Here is a 21,166-nt window from a genome sequence, read left to right as displayed (position 1 = left end):
CCCGTTCCGACTGCTCCGCCGGACTCAGAACTTCTCCAGTAAGTCCCCGTAGAAGTCGGTGTCGCGGTCGCCGGCGAGCTTCTCGACGATGAGCTCCGGCGTCGACCGCGCGAGGTGGCCCTTGCGCGGCGAGCGGTTCACACGGAGCTCGCCGTCGACGAGGCCGGCGGCCTCGATCCCGTCGACGGCGACTTCGAAGTCGGCGGCGTCTCTGATCTCGCGAGCCAGGTGAGAGACGAAGACGGCGGTGGCGTCCTGCTCGTCGAGCGCCTCCAGGATGCCCGCGATGATCTTCGCGGAGGCGCCCGGCTCCGTGATCGACTCCAGCTCGTCGACGAGGACGAGCCGACCGTCCGCGCCCTCGACGAGGTCGCCGAAGTCCCGGAGCGTCGCCTCGAACGCGCCGGCGTCGAGGGTCCCCTGCGACTTGGCGTAGTAGTGGACCTCCTCGAAGCGCTCGACGGTCGCCGACTCGGCGGGGACGGGCATCCCCATCTGCGCCAGGACGACGACGAGCGCCACGAGGTCGAGCGTGGAGGTCTTCCCGCCGGAGTTGACGCCCGAGAGGAGCGTTGCGCCCGACACCGCGTAGTCGATCGGCTCGGCGTCCCCGAAGTCGACGTCGAGGAGCGGCGAGCGCCCCCCCTCGATACGGAAGCCCGCCGCTTCGGCGGTTCCGGCCTCGTCGCCCCCGTCCGGCCCGACCACTTCCGGCATCGCGCAGTCGAAGTCGCGTTCGAACCGCGCGATCGCCAGCTCCACGTCGAGTTCGAGCGCGTCCCGGACGAGTTCCTCGACCGGCTCGCGGAGGTCGCCGAGGTCGCTCGCCAGCTCCGCCTTCAGGCGAGCGGCTCGGCGGTCGCGCGCCGCCGAGAGCTCGGTCCGAAGCCGCGAGACCGCGCTCTCGTCGCGCTCGACCGGGAAGGAGGGGTCGCCGCCGAACACCCGATCGGCGAGCTCCGCCTCCTCGGGCTCCAAGCGGAGCGCGTCCGCGAGGTGTTCGCGGGCGCGCTCGATCGCCTCGTCGTACTCGTCGGCGAGCTCGCGGTCTAACAGGGAGTCGACGCGGGCGCCCTGCTCGACGAGCGAGAGGAAGTCCGTCCCCTCGATGGTCACGTCGCGCTCGCGGATCGCCTCTCGGAGCCGGTCGTCGGCGACCGACTCCGCGGTCGACACCGCGGCGTCTAAGTCGTCGACGGCGGCCGTCAGCCGGTCCAGTTCCGCGTCGCCGACGACCGTCCCGTCGTCGTCGAGCCGCGCGAGCGCGTCGCGGAGCCGATCGAGGTCCGCCGCGGGGGAGAGGTTCGCCGCCTCGTGGATCGTCGCGGCCGCTTCCAGCCGCTCGCGGTTCGCGGCGAAGAAGGCGAGCAGGCGCTCGGGGACGGTCTCGGCGGGCTCGTCGAGCGCGTTCGGCCGGACGTGCACGTCGCCCTCGACGTCGAGCCCGGCGAACTCCTCGTCCAAGACGATCACGGTGGCGTACGACCGCGCGAGCTCGGAGACGTCGCGGGCCTCCTCGACGGTCTCGACCGACAGCTCCGGGACCGCCGACTCGGCGCGAGCGAGCGTCTCGGCGTCGGCCGTCGCGAGACACCGGTCGCGCACCCGAACCGTCGGCGGGTCGGTGAGGGGTTCGACCCCGGAGAGCGCCTCGCGGACGGCGGGGTCGGGCTCGCGTTCGATCGCGCTCGCGACGAACGACTGCGCCTCCTCGATCCGAGAGGCCGAGGCGCTGGGGTAGAACGTCTCCAGCCGCTTGGCGGCGTAGTCGGTGACGGTGCGCTCGCGCAGCAGGTCGATCGCCTCCCGGTACACCTCGCGGGCGCGGTCGGTCGCCAGCACGCGCCCGTCGTCGCCGTGTCGCCGCCGGATCGCCCCGCGGGCGATGCGGGCCGCGCGGGCCTCGTTGACGCCGGGGGCGCGGGCGATCGCGGCCACGTCACCGGACTCGACGGTCGCGACCGGGTCGTCGAGCTCGCGCAGCGCTGCGGCCGTCTTCGCGCCGACGCCGGGGATCGCCTCCAGCTCCATCTGTCCGCCGATATCGCGGCAACGCGCAAAAGGATAGGGGGTCCCGATTCGCGAGCGCGACCCCTCGACCCGCTACTCTCCCCGATCGTCCGCGGCCGACGCGCTTTTTCCCGCCGACCGCGAATCCCGGTCTATGAGCCAGCACACCCTCGCCGCCGACGGGAGCGATCTCGCCCCGGAGACGGCGGCGAAAGCGGCGGCCGCCCGCGACGCGCTCGCCGAGCGCGACGCGGTGCTCGTCGCCTTCTCCGGCGGGGTCGACTCCTCGGTCGTCGCGGCGCTCGCGCGCGACGCGCTTGGCGACGACGCGGTCGCGTGTACGGCGCGGAGCGAGACGCTGCCGGCCGCGGAGCTCGACGACGCGAGGCGCGTCGCCGACGAGATCGGAATCTCCCACGAGACGGTCACCTTCTCCGAACTTGACGACCCGAACTTCGTCGCCAACGACGGCGACCGCTGTTACCACTGTCGGACGATGCGGCTCGGCCGGATGTACGAGACGGCACAAGAGCTCGATATCGGCACCGTCTGCGACGGGACGAACGCCGACGACCCCGGCGAGGGTCACCGCCCCGGACTGCGCGCGGTCGAGGAGCTGGACGTGTTCTCGCCGCTTCTCGACGCGGAGATCACGAAAGACGAGGTCCGCGAGATCGCCGACGCGTACGGCCTCTCAGTCGCCGACAAGCCGTCGATGGCGTGTCTATCCTCGCGGATCCCGACCGGATTGGAGGTGACGGAAGAGCGACTGACCCGCGTCGAGAAGGCCGAGCGGGTGCTCCGCGAGTGGGGGTTCGAGGGGTTCCGCGTCCGCGACCACGACGGGCTCGCGCGCGTCGAGATCGCCCCCGACGAACTGGAGCGCGCGCTCGACCCGGCCTTCGCCGACGCGGTCCACGAACACCTCACCGACGTGGGGTTCGAGTACGTCACCCTCGATATGGCCGGCTATCGAACCGGGAGCGTGAGCCCGGGCGGCGACGCGGGCGAAGGGGAAGAGGAGGAGACGGAGCAGAGCGACGACGCCGACCGCGGCGGAGCGGACATCGACCTCGGTCGGCAGTACCCCCGCTGAGACGGTCGCGGGTCAGACTGGACACGGCCAACCGCGAGCGAGCCGTTATCACCCGAGAGAACCCGACGCGAACGTTTATCTCCCGTGTTGGTGAACCGACACCTATGAGCGAAGCGAAGACGCTCGCGATCATCGCGGGCGGCGTGGGCGGGTCCGTCGGCGCGTTCGTCGGCGTCGCCGTCGGCGGAGACACGCTCGGCGTGACCCTGACGACGCTCGTCGTCGCGGTACTCGTCGGCGCGGCGGTGATCGCGAGCGCCGTCATCGCCGGCGACGTGGAGTTCTTCGCGAGCGCCGACGGGGAGTAGTCGGTCCCCTGCGGGCGTTGCCAAACGGCGGCGGCCACTTCAGAACACGCCGGGACCGCCCCCGGCCTGCTGCTGTCGGCGTCCGGTGATGGCGCTCGGGGTTCCGCCCGTCTGGATGATGTTGAACGCGGTCATCAAGTCCGTGCGGGAGATGATCCCGACCAGTTCTTCGTTCCGGTCGACGACGGGGAGCCGGCCGACGCCGTTCTCCTGCATCGTCTGGAGCGCGGTCATCGCGTCGGCCTCGGGCCCGACGCCGACCAGGTCGGTCTCCATCACGTCCGCGACCCGGTAGGCGTCCCGCTCGACCTCCTTGACCGACCGCGCGTCCTCCAAGGTCACCATCCCGACGAGATCGCCGCCGTGAAGCACGGGGTAGCCGGTGTGGCGCTCCTCGAACATCCGGCTCATCAGGTCCGCGACCGAGGTGTCCTCGGTGACGGTGTGGAGGTCCTCGCGGCGGGTCATCACGTCGTCGACGGTCACGTCCTCGAACGCGGCCTTCAGCGTCGTCTGCTGGGCCTCGCCGGAGGCGGCGATGTAGATGAAGAAGGCCAACACGATCAGCAGTAGCTGGAAGTTGAGTACCCCGATCAGCCCCATGAGGAAGGCGAACACCTTCCCGATCGCGGCGGCGCGCTGGGTCGCTTGGGCGTGCGGCTGGTTCCGCGCGAGGATCGCCCGGAGGACGCGCCCCCCGTCCATCGGGAAGGCGGGCAGCATGTTGAACACCGCGAGCACGACGTTCAACAGCGCGAGGTAGCCGAAGACGAACAACACGGCGTTCGAACCGACCGGCGCGAGCGCGAACACGCCGTAACAGGCCACCCCGACCGCGACGCTGACGACCGGCCCCGCGATCGCGATCCAGAACTCGTGTTTCCAGTCTTCCGGGAACTCCGCGAAGTTGGCGAGTCCGCCGAGCAGCCAGAGTGTGATCGATTCGATCTCGTAGCCGTAGCGCATGGCGACGATCGAGTGCCCGAACTCGTGGAGGAGAACGCCGCCGAACAGCCCCAGCGCGGCCGCCAGCCCGAGCGCCCACGGCGTGACTCCCGCGCCGACCGCGGCGGGGTCGATGCCGGCGCCGAACGCGTCGTTCATCACCCCGGCGATCACCCCGACCTGTGAGCCGATGAGATACGCGAAGAGCGGCAGTACGATCAGAAACGTCCAGTTGAGTCTGACCGGGATCCCCAACACCGTCCCGATCTTGATTCCACGCATACTCGCGAGTTAGACGGGTGGGCGGTTAAACGTCGGGGCGCCGGCGGAGCGGCGCCGGCGGAGCGCGGTCTCGGCCCGCCGCCGTTTATAAGCCGGCGGCGGGCGATCGGTCGGTATGAGCGACATCACCGACGACGCGGCGACGGCTGGACCGGATCCCGTCGTGAAGCGCGGCGCCGAGATCGGCTACGAGGCGGTCGACGCCGCCGAGGGGCTCCGGAAGGGCGTCCTCCTCGACGAGTCCGACGGCGCCCCCAACTTCGCGATGCGGCGGTTCGAGCTCGCCCCCGGCGCCGCGGTCCCGCGCCACACGAACGCGGTCGAACACGAGCAGTACGTGCTCGCCGGCGAGTACGTGGTGGGGATCGGCGACGAGGAGCACGTCGTCGCCCCCGGAGACGCGCTCTTCATTCCGGCCGGCGTCGAGCACTGGTACCGGAACGAGAGCGAGGAGCCGGGGGCGTTCATCTGCGCGGTGCCGAACGGGGACGACGAGATCGAACTGGTCGAGTAGCTCGTGCGGCCCGCGCTCACTCGATCGTGCCGACCCGGTCCGCGACGTAGCCGAACTGGTCGCGATAACCGTACGGCGACAGCAACACGGGGTAGAAGGGGTCGTCGGCGCGGAGCTGCTCGTCGTCGGCGGCCGCGAAGGCCTCGCCCGCCTCGACGCGTTCGAAGTTCCGCGCGAACACCTCGTACACGTCGGCGTCCGGCTTGGGGATGCGGTCGCGGAGCCGGAACACCTCCACGTCCTCGCGACCCCCGGCGTCGACCACGCTCTCCGCGCCGGGCGCGGTAATGACGCCGGTGGCCGCCAGGAAGGCCCGCGCGAGCCAGTAGGCGTTGTCGGCGGCCGCGTCGGAGCCCTGCAGACCGGCCTCCACTTCGAGGGTGTGCGGGTGTTCGATGAGGCGTCCCTCGGTGAACGCGTCGGTCTGGATCACGGCGTCGACCGGGAGGTGCGGGGCGACCGCGCGGGCGACCTCGTCCATCGAGTCGACGACGGCGAACGGCTCGGCGTACGACTGCGTCGAGTGGATCGCGAGCGTGGAGCAGCCGTCGAGCGCGTCGAGCAGTTCGGCTGCGAGGCGCTCCTCGTGCGCTTCCGCGTCCGGATCGCCGGGGAACGCCCGGTTGAGGTCGGCGTCGAGGTACCGGACCCCGGCGTCGAGCGCCGCCTCGTTGGCGACGATCAGCCGCACCGGGCGCTCGAGGTCGAGGTCGGCGTCGAGGAGGCGTCGGACCGCGCGGGCGCCGCAGGGCTCGTCGCCGTGGATCGCGCCGACGACCGCGACCTCCGGCTCCCCCTCGCCCAGGTCGTGAACGTCCATACGACCGAAAGGGGACCCGCCGATAAGTGGCGTTCGGATCGGGGACGCGGCTCAGGCCCGTCGTCGGTTCACCCCCCTTCGTCGGCTCAGTGCCCGTCGTCGAGCCGCTCCGCGTACTCGTAGTCGGCGGGGTACGCCTCCGGGCGGGCGCCGTCGATGGGGATCGCCCACTCGTCGATCGCGGTCGGGTCGTCGAGCGCGGCCCGGAGGGTCGCCCGGACCTCGTCGAGGTCGACCCCGTAGAAGTCGCCCGGGAGCCCGCGGAGGTACTCCAGCGCGGTCTCGAACAGCGAGCGCATCCCGTCGTCGCTCTCGAAGTCGACCCGCTTGTACGCGCCCGCGGCGACCTGCACCATCCCGTGGAGGAAGGCGCTCTCGGCGGTGCCGCTGCCGTAGTTGTACCACTCGTCTTCGAAGCAATCGTGCGACTCGTGGTACGCGCCGGCGTTGAACAGCCGGACGCCGTGCTCGGTCGCCCGCCGGAGGGTGGCGTGCTCCCAGTGCCCCCCGGCGATCCGCGTGTCGGGGGCGGGGTCACCGTCCGCGGCGGCGCCCTCGCCCCCGTCGCCCTCGCCGGCCGCGTGCCACCCGGTCGGGTTTCCCAGCGGCGGGGCAACGCCGGGATCGCGGGTGTGCTCGTCCATGGACACGCGTCGCGCCCGCAGCGACCTAACCGTTTCGCGGGAGACGGCCGTTTCCCGGGAGACGTGCGGGGAGGCGCCCCGCGGACCCGGCCGCCCCCCTCGCGTCGACCGGCCTGCTCCGCCGGATCGAACGGTTCTTTCCCGCGCCGGGCGTCGGGTCGGTCAATGGACGCCGGTCTCCTCTCCGCGATCGGCGCCGCGGTCGTCTGGGGGACGTACGTTCTCGTGCTCAAGCGGCTCTTCTCGGGATACCCGCCCGCCGGGCTCACGGTGCTCCTCAACGCCTCGGCGATCGCGTGGTTCCTCCCGGTTACCCTCGCGACGACCGATCTCTCCGCGGTCGGGTCCGCGCCCGAGTCCACCGGCGGGTCCGGGGGGATCGTCCGGGCGGCAGCCGGCGTGGATCCCGCCGCCGTCGCCGTCGTCGCCGGGACCGCACTGGCGACCGCGGCCGCGTTCGTGCTCTTCCTCCGGGCGATCGACGAGGGCGACGTGTCGTACGTGACCCCGATCAACAAGGTCGTCCCGATGTTCGTGCTCCCGCTGGAGGTGCTCCTGCTCGGCGAGGTGCTCACACCGATACAGGTCGCCGGGGTCGTCGTCGCTACCGCCGCGGTGTACGTCGCCAACTACGAGCCCGGGAGTCTGCTCGCCCCGCTCGCGAGTGCGGTTCACTCGCGGCCGGCGCGGTTCGCCTTGGTGAGCGCGGCGTGTTACGCCCTTTCCGACCTCGGGAAGCGGGTGGGGCTCCAGGAGCTCGCGATCCCCGGGACGCTGTGGGTACCGCTGTTGCTCGCGGGCGTCGCGCTCGTGTTGCTCCCGAGTGCGGTCCGGAATCCGCCGAGCGTGACGCGCGGCGACGCGCCGAAGTTCCTCGCGACCGGTGCCCTGATCGCGCTCGGCGAGCACCTGACCACCGTCGCGTTCGCGGCGCTGCCCGCGAGCGTCGCCTCGCCGGTGATCAACACGCAGGCCATCGTCGCCGTCGTGCTCGGCGGGGTGATCCTCGGCGAGCGCTACTTCCGGATCCGGCTCGTCGCGGCCCTCCTCGCGGTCGTCGGCGTCGGGATGATCGCGCTGTAGCTCACCCACCGTGGGACTTCGACTCGAACCCAATGCCCGGACCGAGCGCGACCAACCGACGAAATAAAGGGGGGCGACGCCGAACCCTCGGTCGCGTGCGAGGGTAGCCAAGCCCGGAAACGGCGGCGGATTCAAGCTCCGCTCCTGTAGAGGTCCGTGGGTTCAAATCCCTCCCCTCGCATGAGCGCGTCCACAACGCGCGAATGCATCAGGGGGGAGGATTTGAATCAGGGAGCGCCTCTGGCGCGACCGTGGTTCAAATCTCTCCCCTCGCATCGCCGGGGTCCACCCCCGTGATGCGGAAGACGCTCTCGGAGCGCTCTTCCCTCGCAAAACTTCACTCAAACTCGGCGAGCGTCGGCTATTTATAACCCGGATCGCGGTGGCGCGCGCCTCCGAGCGGCCGCCACCGGCGGCCGCGAAGGAGCGCCGCGCGAGGGAGTCGGTCGCCCGGAGCGAAGCGAGGGCGACCGACGAGGTTGGGGAGGCGTGAGGTGCGGTTGCGGTGCTGTGCGGGGTAGGATTCAAAGGGGCAGCCGTGAGGACGACGCAGGCGACGCAAGCACCACAGGAACGAGCGAAGCGAGTGACGAGGAGCACAGCGAGCGTGCGTCGTCCTCACGGCTGGGGCTTTGTGAGTGTTCACCGACGATCCGGGATCAACCACGTATAGCCGAGCGGCTGGGGCTTTGGAGGTGTTCACCACCGATCACGGATAACTACTTATAAACGACTAACGAGGCTACTGAAGCCGTTTTTCACTCCTCCATCAGTAACCGCTTATCCGCGATCGCCCGAGCGCGAGGCCGGCGAACGCGACGACCGCCAGTTCGACGCCGACGGCGACCGCAGAGCCGACCGTGCCGAGGGCGACGATAACGACCTGATCGGGACCGGTCCACAGCAGCACGGCACCGGACCCGACGAGGTACGCGAGTCCGCCGACGGCGCCGGCGGCCAGCGTCGTCGCGCCGAGGTCGAGGGCGTCGCCGCCGCCGCGACCGACCCAATACGCGGCGCCGAGGAGCAGCCCGTACACGAGGGCGAACGTCGCGAAGCGTCCGCCGAGGATGTACAGAGTGAGCGCGCGCGGTTCGGGGATACCGATTGGCGACTCCATGACGACCGCCGGGACGCGACGCGTGACGCTGACCGCGACCGCGACGGCGGCCGCGACCGCGGGAGGGATCGGGGACCAGTTCATGGGACGGGCGGTGAGTGCGTCCGCGTCCCGTGAGTACCTTTCGCTCCGGCGTCGGGGTACCGCGGCCCGCGCCCGCCGCCGCTCTGTCCCTCGTCGCCAAAAGTCACGAACGTCCACCCGAAACGAAGGGTCCGAAACGGTTTTGCCGGCCCCTGACGGACGGTCGATATGCCAACGGATCCCGACACCGGGTACGACCCCTCGCTGGGTCGGAAGTTCGTGTTCGTCACGGGCGGGGTGATGTCCGGACTGGGTAAGGGCATCACCGCCGCCAGCACCGGGCGTCTCCTCGCCAACGCTGGCTTCGACGTCACCGCCGTGAAGGTGGACCCTTATCTCAACGTCGATGCCGGGACGATGAACCCGTACGAGCACGGCGAGGTGTACGTCCTCAAAGACGGCGGCGAGGTCGACCTCGACCTGGGCAACTACGAGCGCTTCCTCGGAACCGACATGACGTTCGATCACAACGTCACCACGGGGAAGACGTACCAGCACGTCATCGAGCGCGAGCGCGCCGGCGACTACCTGGGCAAGACCGTCCAGATCATCCCGCATGTCACCGACGACATCAAGCGGCGCATCCGGGAGGCCGCCGAGGGGAGCGACGTCTGCCTGATCGAGATCGGCGGGACGGTCGGCGACATCGAGTCGATGCCCTTCCTCGAAGCGCTCCGGCAGTTCGCCCACGAGGAGGACGACGAGGACATCCTCTTCACCCACGTCACCCTGGTCCCCTACTCGAAGAACGGCGAGCAGAAGACGAAGCCGACCCAGCACTCGGTGAAGGAGCTGCGGTCGATCGGGCTCCAGCCCGACATCCTCGTCGGGCGCTCCGAGGACCGGCTGGACCCGGAGACGAAAGAGAAGATCGCCCTGTTCTGCGACGTTCCCACGGACGCCGTCTTCTCGAACCCGGACGTCGAGGACATCTACCACGTCCCCCTGATGGTCGAAGACGAGGGGTTAGACGAGCACGTGATGGAGCGGCTCGGGCTCGCTGACGAGGCGCTCCCGAAGGCGGAGCGGTCGACGGAGTGGCGCGAGTTAGTCACCCGCGACCGCGAGGAGGAGATCGACGTGGCGCTCGTCGGCAAGTACGCCCTCGAAGACGCGTACATGTCGATCCACGAGGCGCTGAAACACGCCGGGATCCAGACCGAGACCGAGGTGAACGTGCTGTGGGTCGACGCCGACGAGACCCGCGCGGAACACGAGGAACGACTCGCCGAGGCCGACGCGGTCGTCGTCCCCGGCGGCTTCGGCTCTCGCGGGACGGACGGGAAGATCGAGGCGGTCCGGTACGCCCGCGAGAACGACGTGCCCTTCCTCGGGCTCTGCTTGGGCTTCCAGATGGCGGTCGTCGAGCACGCGCGCAACGTGCTCGGCTTAGAGGACGCCCACTCCGCCGAGATCGACCCCGACACGCCCCACCCCGTCATCGATCTCCTCCCCGAGCAGTACGAGACGGAGGACATGGGCGGGACGATGCGGCTCGGCGCCCACGAGACCGACATCGAGCCGGGGACGCTCGCGGCGCGGGTGTACGACGCCGACTCCTGTACCGAGCGCCACCGCCACCGCTACGAGGTGAATCCCGAGTACATCGACGAACTGGAGTCGGACGGGCTGGACTTCTCCGGCCGGGCCGACAACCGGATGGAGATCCTCGAACGCGCCGATCACCCGTTCTTCTTCGGCACGCAGGCGCACCCCGAGTTCCGGTCGCGCCCGGACCGCGCGAGCCCGCCGTTCGTCGCGCTGGTCGAGGCGGCGCTGGGATCGACGGACACAACCGAGCGGAACGCGGACGTGAGGCTATAGATGGTCGAGACGGAGGAATTCATCGCGGAGGCGAAAGCGGAGATACGGGAGGCGATCGGCGACGCGAACGCCGTGATCGCCCTGTCGGGCGGCGTCGACTCCTCGGTCGCGGCGACGCTCGCGTACGAGGCGGTCGGCGACCAGCTCACCCCGGTGTACGTCGACACGGGGCTGATGCGGAAGGGGGAGACCGAGGAGATCCGAGACACCTTCTCCTTCATGGAGTCGCTGCGGGTGATCGAGGCGCAGGACCGGTTCTTCGACCGCCTGGCGGGCGTCACCGACCCGGAGGAGAAGCGCCACGTCATCGGCGAGGGGTTCATCGACGAGTTCGAGACCGTCGCGCGCGACGTCGACGCCGACTACCTCGTGCAGGGGACGATCTATCCCGACCGCATCGAGTCCGAGGGGAACATCAAGTCGCACCACAACGTGGGCGGGCTCCCCGAGGTCGTCGACTTCGAGGGGATCGTCGAACCGGTGCGCGACCTGTACAAAGACGAGGTGCGGGAAGTCGCCCGTGAGCTCGGCCTCGAAGAGATCATCTCCGAGCGCATGCCGTTCCCCGGGCCCGGGCTCGCCGTCCGGATCGTCGGCGAGGTGACCCCGGAGAAGGCCGCGGTCGCCCGCGAAGCCACCCACGTCGTCGAGGAGGAGCTGGAGGAGTACGACCCGTGGCAGGCGTTCGCCGCCGTGCTCGGGAAGGCCACCGGCGTCAAGGGCGACAACCGCGTCCACGGCTGGGTCGTCGCCGTGCGCTCGGTCGAGAGCCGCGACGGGATGACCGCGCGCGCTCAGGAGCTCGACTGGAGCACCCTCCAGCGGATTCAGAGCCGGATCACCGGCGAGAACGAGAACGTGGCGCGCGTCGTCTACGACGTGACCCACAAGCCGCCCGCGACGATCGAGTACGAGTGATGGCGGGGACACCCGCCCGCCCCGACGGCGGTGGCGCCGAGGGGCCTATCGCCGTCGTCGCCGGCCCAGACGAGCACGGGCTCGGCGAAGAACTCGAAGCGCTCGGCGTCGAGATCCGCCGGATCGACGGGCTCGTCACCGCCGACACGCTCTCCGAGGCCGGTATCTCCGAGGCCGCCTACTTCGTCCTCACCGACGTGGAGGAGGCCACCGGGATCCCGATCGCGAAGGAGCTGCATCCGGACGTGCTCGCGGTGACGTACGCCGAACAGTCGCTGCCGGAGTTCGTCTCTGGCGTCGCCGACCTCGCGATCGATCCGGCCCTGATGAGCCCGGAACTGGTCGCAGAAGAGCTGGTCGACGGCGCCGCCGACCGGGCGACGTAGCGAGGCAAGCGGAGGGGCAGTAGCGGAATAAAGAGGGCAGTAGCGAAGTAAGCGGAGTAAGCGAAGCGATCGCGGCGGGGATTCTCGTCGCGGGTCGGTTTTTCAGGCCGTCTCCATCTCGCGCTCCAGGTCTCGGAGGCGCTCGATCCGGTTCTCCGTCGAGGGGTGCGTCGAGGCGAGCTTCCCGACGATACCCGACTTGATCGGGATGATGAAGAACGCGTTCATCTCCGCCTCCTCGCGCAGGTCCTCCTTGGGGACCTTGTCCATCCTCCCGTCGATCGTCATCAGCGCGGACGCGAGTGCGCCGGGCTTGCCCGTGATGAGCGCCGCGCCGCGGTCGGCGGAGTACTCGCGGTACCGCGAGAGCGCGCGGATGAGCAGGAACGAGACGATCCAGACGACGATCGACACGAGGATCGCGACGATGACGGGCGCGCCCTGTCGGTTGTCACCGCTGAACAGCCACCCCCACCGCACGATGAAGAAGGCGATCGTCGAGAGGAACGAGGCGATGGTCATCACCATCACGTCGCGGTTCTTCACGTGCGCGAGCTCGTGGGCGAGCACGCCGTCGAGCTCGTCGTCGTCGAGCGCCCGGAGCAGGCCGGTTGTCACGGCGACGGTCGCGTTCTTCTTGTTCCGGCCGGTCGCGAACGCGTTCGGCACCTGGGTGTCGGCGACGGCGACGGTTGGCTTCGGGAGGTCGGCCTGCTGGCTCAGCCGCTCGATCCGGCGGTGGAGGTCCGGGTACTCCTCGGCGCTCACCTCGCGGGCGCCCATGCTCCGGAGCGCGAGCTTGTCGCTGAAGAAGTACTGGGCGATCGAGAACCCGCCGAGCATGAGCAGAATCGTCAGGTTACCTACGTCGAGGAACGCCACGAGAGCCCCGACGAACACGACGTAGAGGGCGAAGAGGAGGAACATCGTGAACGCCATCCGTCCACGCAGTCCCCAGTCGGTCTTCCATTCCATACCCGCATTTTACCGCTCGCGCGATTAAAGGCTGCCGGGAGCGGAGGATCGACCGACGACGGTGCGCTTTTCCCCGGTCACGGCCACCCGCACGCATGGAAACGGTTCTCGTCACCGGCGGCCGCGGCGCCTCCGGGCGCTGGGTCGTCGACCGGCTCGCGGGCGAGTACGAGGTCGTCGTCGTCGACTACGAACGTCCCGGCTCGGAGGCCGACCCGGCCCCGCACGTCTCGTTCCGCGCGGCCGACCTCGCCGACCGCGGCGAGGCGCTCGACACCGTCCACGCCGTCGACCCCGACGCGGTCGTGCACTGGGCCGCGATCCCCGTCGCCGGCACCCACCCCGACGGGCGGGTGTTCGAGACGAACGTTCACGCCGCGAAGAACGTCCTCGACGCCGCGGGACGCGCCGACGCCCGGATCGTGCAGGCGTCGAGCGACGGCGCCTACGGCTTCTTCTTCGCCGAGCCCACGCCGTTCCCGGACGAACTGCCGGTCACCGAGGACCACCCGCTCCGACCGGAGGACCCTTACGGCCTCTCGAAGGTGACGGCGGAGGCGGCCGCGGGGGCGGTCGCGCGCCGCGAGGAGGTCCCCGCGGTGTCGATCCGGCCCTCCTGGATCCAGTACCCCGGCGAGTACGCCTGCCGGAGCGACGGGTACGTCGGCGATCTGGACGCCGGCGCCGGCAACTTCTGGTCGTACGTCGACGCCCGCGACGTGGCCGACCTCGTCGCCGCCGCGCTCGCGGGCACGGCGGGGGCGGAGCCGGCGGTGGCGCCCGGCTCCCACGAGGCCGTCAACTGCGTCGCCGCCGACAACGCGCTCGGTCGCCCCCTGCTCGACCTGTTGCGGGAGTCGTACGGCGCGATCCCAGACGACTGTGCGATCGACGAGCGTGCGTTCGCTGAGAGCCCGGTCGAGGAGGTCGCCGACCGGGGCGCGTACGCGATCGACAAGGCGGAGCGGCTGTTCGGGTGGACGCCCTCGCACTCGTGGCGCGAGGCGGCCGCGGACGGCGCGGGCGACGACGCTCCCGATCCGACGCTGTTCGACGGTTAGATCGACAGGAGGGCGTTCACCAGCGTCCGGGTCGCGATCGCCGTCGCCGCGCCGAGCCACGTCAGTAGCACGAAGTGGATGTACCCGTTCGCGGGGTTACCGCCGTCGATCCGGCGGATCATCTGGGAGGAGAGCGCGGCGTTGAACAGCACCACCGTGAGCAGCAGGTACTCGATCAGCGGGATGTCGTACGCGCCGGGGTAGACGATCTGGCCGATGTCCATCTGGTCGAGCTGGAAGTCGGCGGTCAGGTCGGCGAGGATGGCGACGATCTCAAGTCCGATGAAGAAGGCGAACGTCGCCGCCGCGGTGATCCCGTACAGCAGGCCGATGAAGGTCATCGCCGCCTGCCGGCGCTGTTCGCGGAGCTGGTTGACGGCGTTCATGTTCTTCGAGATCAGCTCGCCGAGCTGTTTCGGATCGCCCCCCATCCGACGACCGACGAGGTACATCTCCGAGAACTTCTGGATGAGGTACGACCGGGTGTCGAAGGTGAACTGTTTCCACGCCCCCTCGGTGCTGATGCGCATGTTGAGTCGGCGGTAGAGCCGTTCGATCGCCGGCGAGAGGTCGCCGAAGTTCTTGTCGCGCAGGGTGGTCAACACGTCCGTCGTCGTCGACTGCTTGGCGCTCTCGGTGGCGCCGAGCGCCCGGACGAAGGAGGGGAACTCGCCGTCGCGGGCCGTGATCTGCTGTTCCTCCTGCCGGAGGACGACTCCGGTGATAAACAGCGGCGAGATCGGCACCGCGAGGTACAGCGGGAGCCGCACGTCGTCGAGGAAGAAGAGCAGTCCGGGGAGCCCCGGTCCGTACCCGAACATCCCGGCGGCCGTGATCCCGATGATGAGGAAGGAGAGCCCGCCGCCGAGCCCGAGCGACGCCCACAGTTTCAGGTCGCCGGGGGCGCGCTCGTCGGGATGGAACCAGATCGGGTCGTACGGCGAGGTCGCCCGGATCATCGCGTAGAAGCCGAGCTGGACGAACACGAAGAGGACGATGACCGCCGCCACCGTCGCGGTCGGATTGTTGCCGGTGAGGATCGGGAGGACGATCGCGAAGACGAGGGCGAACGTCATCGAGAGGATCATCGACATGTAAAGGTCTTTCATCACTTCCAGGTTCGACAGCGAGGACTCGTACAGCGTCTCGTACTTGGCGAGCATGACGTCCTGCTCGGAGACGAGGAACTCCTCTAACGACTGGCCCGCTCCCATCGTGTAGCCGAGCCGGTCGAAGAAGTCAGCCATCGCGTCGGAGGGGACCTCCTCGGCCCGCCGGCGACACGCGTCGTCGAGGCTCTGGTTCCAGGTGTCGACGAGGTGGACGACGCGGCCGATCTCCTCGGCTGCGACGCCGTACTCCTCCTCCTTCGCCAAGGTCCGGAACACCTCCATGCGGTCGATGTTCGTCGTCGACAGCACGGTCATGTGCGTCATCACGAGGTGCAGCTGGTTGTCGATCTGCGTCTCCAAACTGGAGAGGTAGATCTTCGGGTAGATCACCGCCGCCACCAACACGAGCCCGCCGAACATCGGGACGGGAACCCGCGCGGCGAACGGAAGCGGGAGGACGAACAGGCCGACGACGCTCGCGAGGAAGACGGCGACCGCGGGCAGCAACACGAGCCCGACGTACTTCCGCTTCGAGATGTCGAGCTTGTCGTACGACTCCATCACGGCCGAGGTCAACTCGGCCGCGGTCGCGAGCCCGTTGCCGACCTCCTTCACCGCCATGGCTATCTGACGTTCCGGTGCATGTCGAAGGGGAGCCCCTCGACGCCGTCGCGCTGGAAGGAGTTGATCGCGTCGTTCACCTCGTGGTAGCCCAAGATGCCCTCCTGGATCATCCGGTTTATCAGCTCGGCGCGGAACTCCAGGTCGTCGTAGATATCGCGGGTGTCGGCGTACCCCAGCAGCGTCGCGATCTGCTCTTCTAACACGTAGGAGTTGTTCATCCCCTGGAAGACGATCTCGTCTTCGACGGGGTCCCAGCTGAACACCTCGCGGGTGACGACCCCCTCCATCTCCTTGGAGTACCCCTCGATCTCCTGGACGCTCGTCACCCGGCGCAACACCTTATCGCCCTGTTTCACCCGGTTCTGGAACAGCGCCACGTCGGCGTTGTCCATGAACGTCTCCGGGACGTTGATCGGCTCGGAGGTGAACCGCTGGATCATCGAGACGATGTCGGACGCGTGGAACGTCAGCATGACCGGGTGCCCCGTCTGGGCCGCCTGGAACGCCATGCGCCCCTCGGCGCCCCGCACCTCGCCCACGATGATGTAGTCGGGGCGCGACCGCAGCGCGGCGGCGACCAGGTCGAACATGTCCACGTCCGAGGAGCCCTCGCCGCCGCCCTCCCGGGTCAACAGCTGCTGCCAGGTGCTGTGCGGCGGGATGACCTCGGCGGTGTCCTCCGCGGTGTAGATCTTCGAGTCGTCCGGAATGTACGAGAGGATAGCGTTCAGCGTCGTCGTCTTCCCGGACGCCGTCTCCCCGACGACGAAGACGGTCTGCTCGTTCTCCAGACAGAGCCAGAGGTACGCCGCCAGCTCCGGCGACAGCGTCCCCCAGTTGGTGATCTGGTTGATCGACAGCGGCACCTCCTCGCCCTGCCGGATCGTGAGCGAGGAGCCCTTCAGCGACACGTCGTCGGAGTAGATGATGTTGATACGCGACCCGTCCGGCAGCGTGGAGTCGACGATGGGGTCGGAGTCGGAGAGCGGGTCGCCGATCCGCTCGCCCATGTTGCGCAGCCAGTTGTCGAACTCCTGCGGCGTGCCGAAGTCGACGGTGGTTTCCAGCATGCCGAAGGTGCCGTGATCGACGTGGCACTCCTTCGGCCCGATGACGTGAATGTCCTCGTTGGCCGGGTCGCGCATCACCGGTTCGAGCGGGCCGAGTCCGACGATGTCGCGGTTGAGCCGGTAGCGGATGTTCTCGTAGGTCTCTTCGGTGACCGAGAGCTTCCCCATGTTGAGCACCTTCGAGAGGCTGCCGCGGAACCCCTGGTTCTGCTCGTCGACGTGGGTGACCTCCTCTAACAGCTCCTCGATGAGGTCGTCGTACTCGGCCTCGCTGTCGGGAGCGCTGTGCTGACCGCTCACCGTGAGGAGGCGGTTTTTCACCTCGTTGAGGACTTCCGCCTGCGGCCCGGAGACCTCCGGCTCGATGGCGTAGTACTTCGTGTCCTGCCCGAGGTCGCCGTAGATGTGGCTGTAGATCGGCCCCCCGACGGGGTAGATGACGTTGGGGCGGTTCGACTCGTACTCGTCTTTCGGCTCCTCGATGAACTGCGGGAACTCCCCGGTGATCTGTTTGAACTCCCGCAGGTGCTCGCGGAGATGCGGTCGCCGCATGGCCGCCTTCCGGAGCTCGTCCGACGGTTTCGCTGTGCCGTGTTCGGTCATGGTCTACTCCGCGTCTCCTGCCGAATCGGTCGCGTCCCGGTCGCCGGGACGGCTGTGCGTGGACTCGTCCATCTGTTCAGGCGACGCTCCGGCTCTCGATGACGATTCCGGTCCCCGAGCGGACCGAGAAGCCGATCGTGTCGCCGACCTGCTCGCCCATGCCCGCGAAGCGCTTCACGTTGATCTGGCGGCGGATGTCGTTGCCCACTTCGATCATCTCCAATTCGAGGAACACGTCTGCGATCGACCGGAACGGTCCGATCGCGTCGTCGTCGACGGCCGAGGGGTCGACGGTGAGAACCACCACCTTCCCCTGCGAGATGATCTCACGGAAGAAGGAGATGATCTCCAGGGCGGCCTGCCGCTCCTCGTTCTTCCGGACCAGCGCCTCGAAGGTGGGGTCGTTCCGGAAGATGGCGTCGAACGTGTCGAGGAAGATCACGTCGGAGTTCCACATCGCCTCCGCGTTCATCAGCCGCTTGAGCAGCTCCTTCCGCTCCCCGTCGTCGTCGGAGAACGCCCCGCCGGAGTCGAAGTCGGCGTGGAGGAAGAGCAGCTCCTCCTGTAAGAGCGGTTTCACCATGTCGTACTCCAGCGAGTGCATCTGGTCGATGAACCCTCGGACGGTGAGCTCCGTCGACATCATCGTCACCGACGCGCCCTCCTCGACGAGCCCGTAGGCGAACCGCTGGGAGATGGCGCTTTTGCCGGCGCCGTAGTCGCCCTCCATGAGGACGATGCTGCCGCGGGGGATCCCCCCGCCGAGCTCCTTGTTCAGCCGGTCGCGCTCGCCGAGGCCGAGGGAGAGGAGGTTGTCGTGAGGCATCAGTTACCGCCCTCCACGCGGAACTGGAACAGCTCCTCGTCGCCGTTGGCGGTGACGTACACCCGGTGGTCGCCGTCGTCGAGGCCGCCGCTCGTCCCGTCGAGCTCGTTCGCGTCGATCGTGAGCCGCAACACGTCGCCGCGACTCCACGCCGCGCCCGCGTCGGCGGAGACGAGTTCGCCGTCGATCGCGCTCGGCGGGACGTACCGGCCGTCGAAGACGATGTCGAGCCCCGAGCCGTCGGGCGCGAGCCGATAGGTGCCGGTGTTCTTTATCAAGAGGGTCACGTTCTGGGTGCTGGCGTTGTACACCCCCGCGTTCGCGTCGGAGATGATCGTCACGTCGGTCCGGAGCGTCTCGGTCGCGTCCAGCCCGGCGTCGTCGACGGCGGCGCTCACTCGGTCGACCCCCGTGGTGATCGTGCCGACCACGCCCGCCGCGATCACGAGGCTCGCGATGAACAGGATGAGGTGGGAGACGGGGACGCTCGCCATCTACGCGCTCACCTCCGTTACGGTCGCCGTGTCGCGAACGCCGGACTCGACGACGAGGACGACGCGGGTCCCCGCGCCCACGTCGGTCGAGAGGCCGCTCTCGTCGACCGTGATGGTCAACGTTTCGCCGCCGAGCCAGAGAGCCGTGTCGCCGTCGCCGTCGACTGTCGTGGTCGCGTTCGGCCCCCCCACGTCGACGTACTCGTTGTCGACGAGCAGCGTTGCGTCGCCGGCGACGAGCCCGAGCGAGCCGTCGTTGGTGGCGGTGACGGTGAGATTACCGGTCCCGCCGTCGTAGGTCGCGTTCGACACCGCGAACGCCGTGTTCTGCCGTTCGAGCGCGCGCTCGTTGATCCCGTGCTGCGCGTCGCTGACGCGATCGAACCCGTTGGCCGCGACGGGGTAGAACGTCGTGAACGCGAAGAACAGTCCCGCCACGATGATGGCCGTCGACGCGGAGACGCTAACGCCCATCGCCCCACCCTCCGTCGGCCGGGTCGGCGCGGTCGGAACGCGGGTTCGGGTCGTTCATCGGGCGCGGGGAGCCGCCGTTGCGCTCGCGCCCCTCGGAGCCGCGGCGGTCGTCGAGGTCGTCGCGGCCGTCGCGGCCGTCGCGGCGCTCCGCGTGGCCGTCCCGCCGCCCCGCCTCGTCCCCGTGACCGTTCCCGCTCGCGCGCCGGTCGAGCCCGCCCTCGCGTCGTCCGTACTCCCCGCGTCCCCCGCGACCAGCCCCGGTTCGCGGCGGGCCGCCGCCGACCAGCGAGCCGCCGGCGAGGTCGTCCCAGCGGTCGAGCAGCAGCAGGTGGCCGCTGGTCCCGTTGAGCTGGGTCACGTACCGGAGGCTGCGGGTGTGGTGTTCGCGGACCAGCCGGTCGGTCCCCGGTCGGTCGACGAGGTTGCGGTCGATCGTCCCGAACCCGGAGAGGAAGTCGCGGAGCCGCGCGGCCGCGTCGGGGCCCACCCACTCGATGCGCTCGTAGTAGTTGATCGCGCGCACCGCGTCGGTGACATCGCTCTCGGAGACGAGGAACTCCAGCCACTCCATCACGAGGAGGTCCCCGACGTAGTCGCCGGGCAGCTCCGTGAGGTACGGCTTGCCGCGGGTCCCCGAGAGCTCGTCCTGCTGGACGTACTCGAAGCCGCCGCCGTTCGCCTCGGCGGGGTCGCCGCCGGGCCGCTGGCCGCGCGAGCGGTCGGGCTCCGGATCGGGTTCCGGCTCGGGCTCCGGATCGGGTTCCGGCGCGTGGCCGTTCGTCGCCGGGCCGTCGTCAGGCTCCTCGAAGGAGTCCATCCCCTCGTCGAAGCCGACGCCGTCACCAATCCCGTCGTCGAACGGATCCGGCTCGGTGCCGAGGTCCTCCTCGAACGAGTCGGCCTCGTCGTCGGTCGGTCCGCCGTCGAGCGTGTCTTCGTCCGCCGACCCGTCCGCGTCCGTTTCGGCGCCGTCCTCGTCGGCCCAGTCGGCCTCCCCGGCGTCGTACTCCTCTTTCAGCTCGCTGAAGCTCTTTCCATCGTCGTTCATGTCGTCTCCGTCGTCCGCCGCCGCGGTCTCGGACGCGGCGTCGGCGGAGTCGCCGTCGTCCGTGTGCTCGTCGCCCGGTCCCTCGTCCAGCTCGGCGAACTCATCGTCGTTGTCGTCTTCGAAGTCGTCGTCGAGCAGGTCGTCGTCGAAGAACCCGTCGGCGTCCGCGTTCGCGACGTCTTCGTCGAGATCGTCGTCGGTCGCGTTCTCCCCCTCATCGTCGTCGAAGAGGCCGAACGATCCCTCTCCGCCGCCGTCGACTCCGTCGAAGCCGCTGGAGTCGTCGACGAACGGATTGATGCCGCGAGTGACCATCTCGTAGATGTCGAGTAAGTTCCGCACGTCCTCCTCGATGTCGTCGACGGCGGCCGAGATCTCCTCGTTCTCCGAGCGGACGGTCGAGACGGTCGACGAGAGCGAGGCGACCTCATTCTCCAGGTCGTCGAGCCGTTTCTCCAGTTCGTCGGTGTCGGCGCCGGCGCCGCCACCGCCGCCGTCGTCGAACCCGTCGTCCCACTCGTCCATCCCGTCGAAGTCGTCGAAGTCGTCGCCGCCCATCCCGCCACCGCCGCCCATCCCGCCACCGCCGCCCATCCCGCCACCGCCGCCGCCCATTCCGCCGCCGAAGGGATCGTCGTCGCCGCCGCCCATGCCCCCGGAATCGTCGTCGTCGGAGCCGTCATCGTCGAGGAACCTGTCGAGGACGCTCGCACCGACGAGCCCCAGCGTGGCGACTATCCATGCGGCCGTTGGAGCTCCCCACACCGGTAGTTCGAGGCCCATTACCGTGAACGACCCTCAGAACACACTTCAATTCACCCCTCAAAATATCAGCTGTGAGAAGA

Annotated in this window: 20 protein-coding genes and 1 tRNA gene; 9 read left to right on the top strand and 12 right to left on the bottom strand. The window is 69.2% G+C overall.

Annotated features, from left to right (window positions below):
* Window positions 1-24: 24 nt before the first annotated feature.
* Window positions 25-2,031 (bottom strand): MutS-related protein, encoded by a 2,007-nt coding sequence (locus C471_RS07090; RefSeq protein ID WP_004047496.1) that lies wholly within the window; start codon window positions 2,029-2,031, stop codon window positions 25-27.
* Window positions 2,032-2,164: 133 nt separating this feature from the next.
* Here C471_RS07090 and larE point away from each other — a divergent pair, with 133 nt between their 5' ends.
* Together larE and C471_RS07080 are read left to right on the top strand one after the other, a co-directional pair.
* Window positions 2,165-3,106: an ATP-dependent sacrificial sulfur transferase LarE gene (larE, locus tag C471_RS07085; protein ID WP_004047494.1), complete on the top strand. Its 942-nt coding sequence runs from the start codon at window positions 2,165-2,167 to the stop codon at window positions 3,104-3,106.
* 104 nt (window positions 3,107-3,210) lie between these two features.
* Window positions 3,211-3,414 (top strand): hypothetical protein, encoded by a 204-nt coding sequence (locus C471_RS07080; protein ID WP_004047492.1) that lies wholly within the window; start codon window positions 3,211-3,213, stop codon window positions 3,412-3,414.
* Window positions 3,415-3,453: 39 nt separating this feature from the next.
* On the opposite strand, the gene C471_RS07075 is transcribed toward C471_RS07080, so the two are convergent.
* Entirely contained in the window at window positions 3,454-4,641 is a 1,188-nt protein-coding gene (locus C471_RS07075; RefSeq protein WP_004047490.1) for a CBS domain-containing protein, read from the bottom strand.
* A gap of 115 nt (window positions 4,642-4,756) precedes the next feature.
* Here C471_RS07075 and C471_RS07070 point away from each other — a divergent pair, with 115 nt between their 5' ends.
* Window positions 4,757-5,155, top strand: a complete 399-nt coding sequence (locus C471_RS07070; protein WP_004047487.1) for a cupin domain-containing protein — start codon at window positions 4,757-4,759, stop codon at window positions 5,153-5,155.
* Between the two features lie 16 nt (window positions 5,156-5,171).
* Here C471_RS07070 and C471_RS07065 read toward each other — a convergent pair whose 3' ends face one another.
* Both C471_RS07065 and C471_RS07060 read right to left on the bottom strand, forming a co-directional pair.
* Complete coding sequence (locus C471_RS07065; RefSeq protein ID WP_004047485.1) at window positions 5,172-5,975, bottom strand: succinylglutamate desuccinylase/aspartoacylase domain-containing protein; 804 nt, start codon at window positions 5,973-5,975, stop codon at window positions 5,172-5,174.
* 86 nt (window positions 5,976-6,061) lie between these two features.
* Complete coding sequence (locus C471_RS07060) at window positions 6,062-6,619, bottom strand: DUF309 domain-containing protein (RefSeq protein ID WP_004047483.1); 558 nt, start codon at window positions 6,617-6,619, stop codon at window positions 6,062-6,064.
* Between the two features lie 165 nt (window positions 6,620-6,784).
* On the opposite strand from C471_RS07060, the gene C471_RS07055 reads away from it, so the two are divergent.
* Window positions 6,785-7,702, top strand: a complete 918-nt coding sequence (locus tag C471_RS07055) for an EamA family transporter (protein ID WP_004047480.1) — start codon at window positions 6,785-6,787, stop codon at window positions 7,700-7,702.
* A 97-nt stretch (window positions 7,703-7,799) separates the two neighbouring features.
* Window positions 7,800-7,883: transfer RNA gene (locus tag C471_RS07050), tRNA-Leu, on the top strand.
* Window positions 7,884-8,471: 588 nt separating this feature from the next.
* Here the strand turns inward: C471_RS07050 and C471_RS07045 are convergent.
* Window positions 8,472-8,906: a hypothetical protein gene (locus tag C471_RS07045; protein ID WP_004047477.1), complete on the bottom strand. Its 435-nt coding sequence runs from the start codon at window positions 8,904-8,906 to the stop codon at window positions 8,472-8,474.
* A gap of 168 nt (window positions 8,907-9,074) precedes the next feature.
* Between C471_RS07045 and C471_RS07040 the strand changes: the two genes are divergently transcribed.
* From C471_RS07040 to C471_RS07030, 3 genes are read left to right on the top strand one after another with little or no spacing between them, the layout of a single operon-like run.
* Window positions 9,075-10,730, top strand: a complete 1,656-nt coding sequence (locus C471_RS07040; protein WP_004047476.1) for a CTP synthase — start codon at window positions 9,075-9,077, stop codon at window positions 10,728-10,730.
* Window positions 10,731-11,648 (top strand): glutamine-hydrolyzing GMP synthase, encoded by a 918-nt coding sequence (gene guaA, locus C471_RS07035; protein ID WP_004047474.1) that lies wholly within the window; start codon window positions 10,731-10,733, stop codon window positions 11,646-11,648. It abuts the gene before it with no gap.
* Window positions 11,648-12,034, top strand: coding sequence for a DUF7126 family protein (locus tag C471_RS07030; protein ID WP_004047472.1), 387 nt, complete (start codon window positions 11,648-11,650; stop codon window positions 12,032-12,034). The genes guaA and C471_RS07030 overlap by 1 nt, the downstream gene beginning before the upstream one ends.
* 102 nt (window positions 12,035-12,136) lie before the next feature.
* Here C471_RS07030 and htpX read toward each other — a convergent pair whose 3' ends face one another.
* Complete coding sequence (htpX, locus tag C471_RS07025; protein ID WP_004047470.1) at window positions 12,137-13,009, bottom strand: zinc metalloprotease HtpX; 873 nt, start codon at window positions 13,007-13,009, stop codon at window positions 12,137-12,139.
* A gap of 95 nt (window positions 13,010-13,104) precedes the next feature.
* Between htpX and C471_RS07020 the strand changes: the two genes are divergently transcribed.
* On the top strand, window positions 13,105-14,070 hold the full coding sequence (locus C471_RS07020; RefSeq protein ID WP_004047468.1) for an NAD-dependent epimerase/dehydratase family protein: 966 nt from the start codon (window positions 13,105-13,107) through the stop codon (window positions 14,068-14,070).
* Here the strand turns inward: C471_RS07020 and flaJ are convergent.
* The 6 genes from flaJ to C471_RS06990 form a co-directional block, all read right to left on the bottom strand.
* Window positions 14,067-15,803, bottom strand: coding sequence for an archaellar assembly protein FlaJ (gene flaJ, locus C471_RS07015; RefSeq protein ID WP_004047465.1), 1,737 nt, complete (start codon window positions 15,801-15,803; stop codon window positions 14,067-14,069). The genes C471_RS07020 and flaJ overlap by 4 nt on opposite strands.
* Before the next feature lie 2 nt (window positions 15,804-15,805).
* The gene (locus tag C471_RS07010; protein ID WP_004047460.1) at window positions 15,806-17,479 is read right to left on the bottom strand and encodes a type II/IV secretion system ATPase subunit; all 1,674 of its coding nucleotides are present in this window, start codon (window positions 17,477-17,479) and stop codon (window positions 15,806-15,808) included.
* 76 nt (window positions 17,480-17,555) lie between these two features.
* Entirely contained in the window at window positions 17,556-18,305 is a 750-nt protein-coding gene (locus C471_RS07005; protein ID WP_004047459.1) for an ATPase domain-containing protein, read from the bottom strand.
* Window positions 18,305-18,799: a flagellin gene (locus C471_RS07000; protein ID WP_004047457.1), complete on the bottom strand. Its 495-nt coding sequence runs from the start codon at window positions 18,797-18,799 to the stop codon at window positions 18,305-18,307. Before C471_RS07000 ends, C471_RS07005 begins: the two co-directional genes overlap by 1 nt.
* A complete protein-coding gene (locus C471_RS06995; RefSeq protein ID WP_004047455.1) occupies window positions 18,800-19,273 on the bottom strand; it encodes a flagellin in 474 nt (157 codons plus the stop codon).
* Entirely contained in the window at window positions 19,263-21,104 is a 1,842-nt protein-coding gene (locus C471_RS06990; protein WP_004047453.1) for a FlaD/FlaE family flagellar protein, read from the bottom strand. The genes C471_RS06995 and C471_RS06990 overlap by 11 nt, the downstream gene beginning before the upstream one ends.
* Window positions 21,105-21,166: the final 62 nt, after the last annotated feature.

The organism is Halorubrum saccharovorum DSM 1137 (assembly GCF_000337915.1).
In the GTDB taxonomy this organism is placed as follows: domain Archaea; phylum Halobacteriota; class Halobacteria; order Halobacteriales; family Haloferacaceae; genus Halorubrum; species Halorubrum saccharovorum.
This window is presented reverse-complemented; position numbering and strand designations above follow the sequence as displayed.

What these genes read in the sequence shown, in the direction of transcription:
- C471_RS07090 (WP_004047496.1), bottom strand. Translation starts at nt 2,031, where the DNA reads ATGGAGCTGGAGGCGATCCCCGGCGTCGGCGCGAAGACGGCCGCAGCG.
- larE (WP_004047494.1), top strand. Translation starts at nt 2,165, where the DNA reads ATGAGCCAGCACACCCTCGCCGCCGACGGGAGCGATCTCGCCCCGGAG.
- C471_RS07080 (WP_004047492.1), top strand. Translation starts at nt 3,211, where the DNA reads ATGAGCGAAGCGAAGACGCTCGCGATCATCGCGGGCGGCGTGGGCGGG.
- C471_RS07075 (WP_004047490.1), bottom strand. Translation starts at nt 4,641, where the DNA reads ATGCGTGGAATCAAGATCGGGACGGTGTTGGGGATCCCGGTCAGACTC.
- C471_RS07070 (WP_004047487.1), top strand. Translation starts at nt 4,757, where the DNA reads ATGAGCGACATCACCGACGACGCGGCGACGGCTGGACCGGATCCCGTC.
- C471_RS07065 (WP_004047485.1), bottom strand. Translation starts at nt 5,975, where the DNA reads ATGGACGTTCACGACCTGGGCGAGGGGGAGCCGGAGGTCGCGGTCGTC.
- C471_RS07060 (WP_004047483.1), bottom strand. Translation starts at nt 6,619, where the DNA reads ATGGACGAGCACACCCGCGATCCCGGCGTTGCCCCGCCGCTGGGAAAC.
- C471_RS07055 (WP_004047480.1), top strand. Translation starts at nt 6,785, where the DNA reads ATGGACGCCGGTCTCCTCTCCGCGATCGGCGCCGCGGTCGTCTGGGGG.
- C471_RS07045 (WP_004047477.1), bottom strand. Translation starts at nt 8,906, where the DNA reads ATGAACTGGTCCCCGATCCCTCCCGCGGTCGCGGCCGCCGTCGCGGTC.
- C471_RS07040 (WP_004047476.1), top strand. Translation starts at nt 9,075, where the DNA reads ATGCCAACGGATCCCGACACCGGGTACGACCCCTCGCTGGGTCGGAAG.
- guaA (WP_004047474.1), top strand. Translation starts at nt 10,731, where the DNA reads ATGGTCGAGACGGAGGAATTCATCGCGGAGGCGAAAGCGGAGATACGG.
- C471_RS07030 (WP_004047472.1), top strand. Translation starts at nt 11,648, where the DNA reads ATGGCGGGGACACCCGCCCGCCCCGACGGCGGTGGCGCCGAGGGGCCT.
- htpX (WP_004047470.1), bottom strand. Translation starts at nt 13,009, where the DNA reads ATGGAATGGAAGACCGACTGGGGACTGCGTGGACGGATGGCGTTCACG.
- C471_RS07020 (WP_004047468.1), top strand. Translation starts at nt 13,105, where the DNA reads ATGGAAACGGTTCTCGTCACCGGCGGCCGCGGCGCCTCCGGGCGCTGG.
- flaJ (WP_004047465.1), bottom strand. Translation starts at nt 15,803, where the DNA reads ATGGCGGTGAAGGAGGTCGGCAACGGGCTCGCGACCGCGGCCGAGTTG.
- C471_RS07010 (WP_004047460.1), bottom strand. Translation starts at nt 17,479, where the DNA reads ATGACCGAACACGGCACAGCGAAACCGTCGGACGAGCTCCGGAAGGCG.
- C471_RS07005 (WP_004047459.1), bottom strand. Translation starts at nt 18,305, where the DNA reads ATGCCTCACGACAACCTCCTCTCCCTCGGCCTCGGCGAGCGCGACCGG.
- C471_RS07000 (WP_004047457.1), bottom strand. Translation starts at nt 18,799, where the DNA reads ATGGCGAGCGTCCCCGTCTCCCACCTCATCCTGTTCATCGCGAGCCTC.
- C471_RS06995 (WP_004047455.1), bottom strand. Translation starts at nt 19,273, where the DNA reads ATGGGCGTTAGCGTCTCCGCGTCGACGGCCATCATCGTGGCGGGACTG.
- C471_RS06990 (WP_004047453.1), bottom strand. Translation starts at nt 21,104, where the DNA reads ATGGGCCTCGAACTACCGGTGTGGGGAGCTCCAACGGCCGCATGGATA.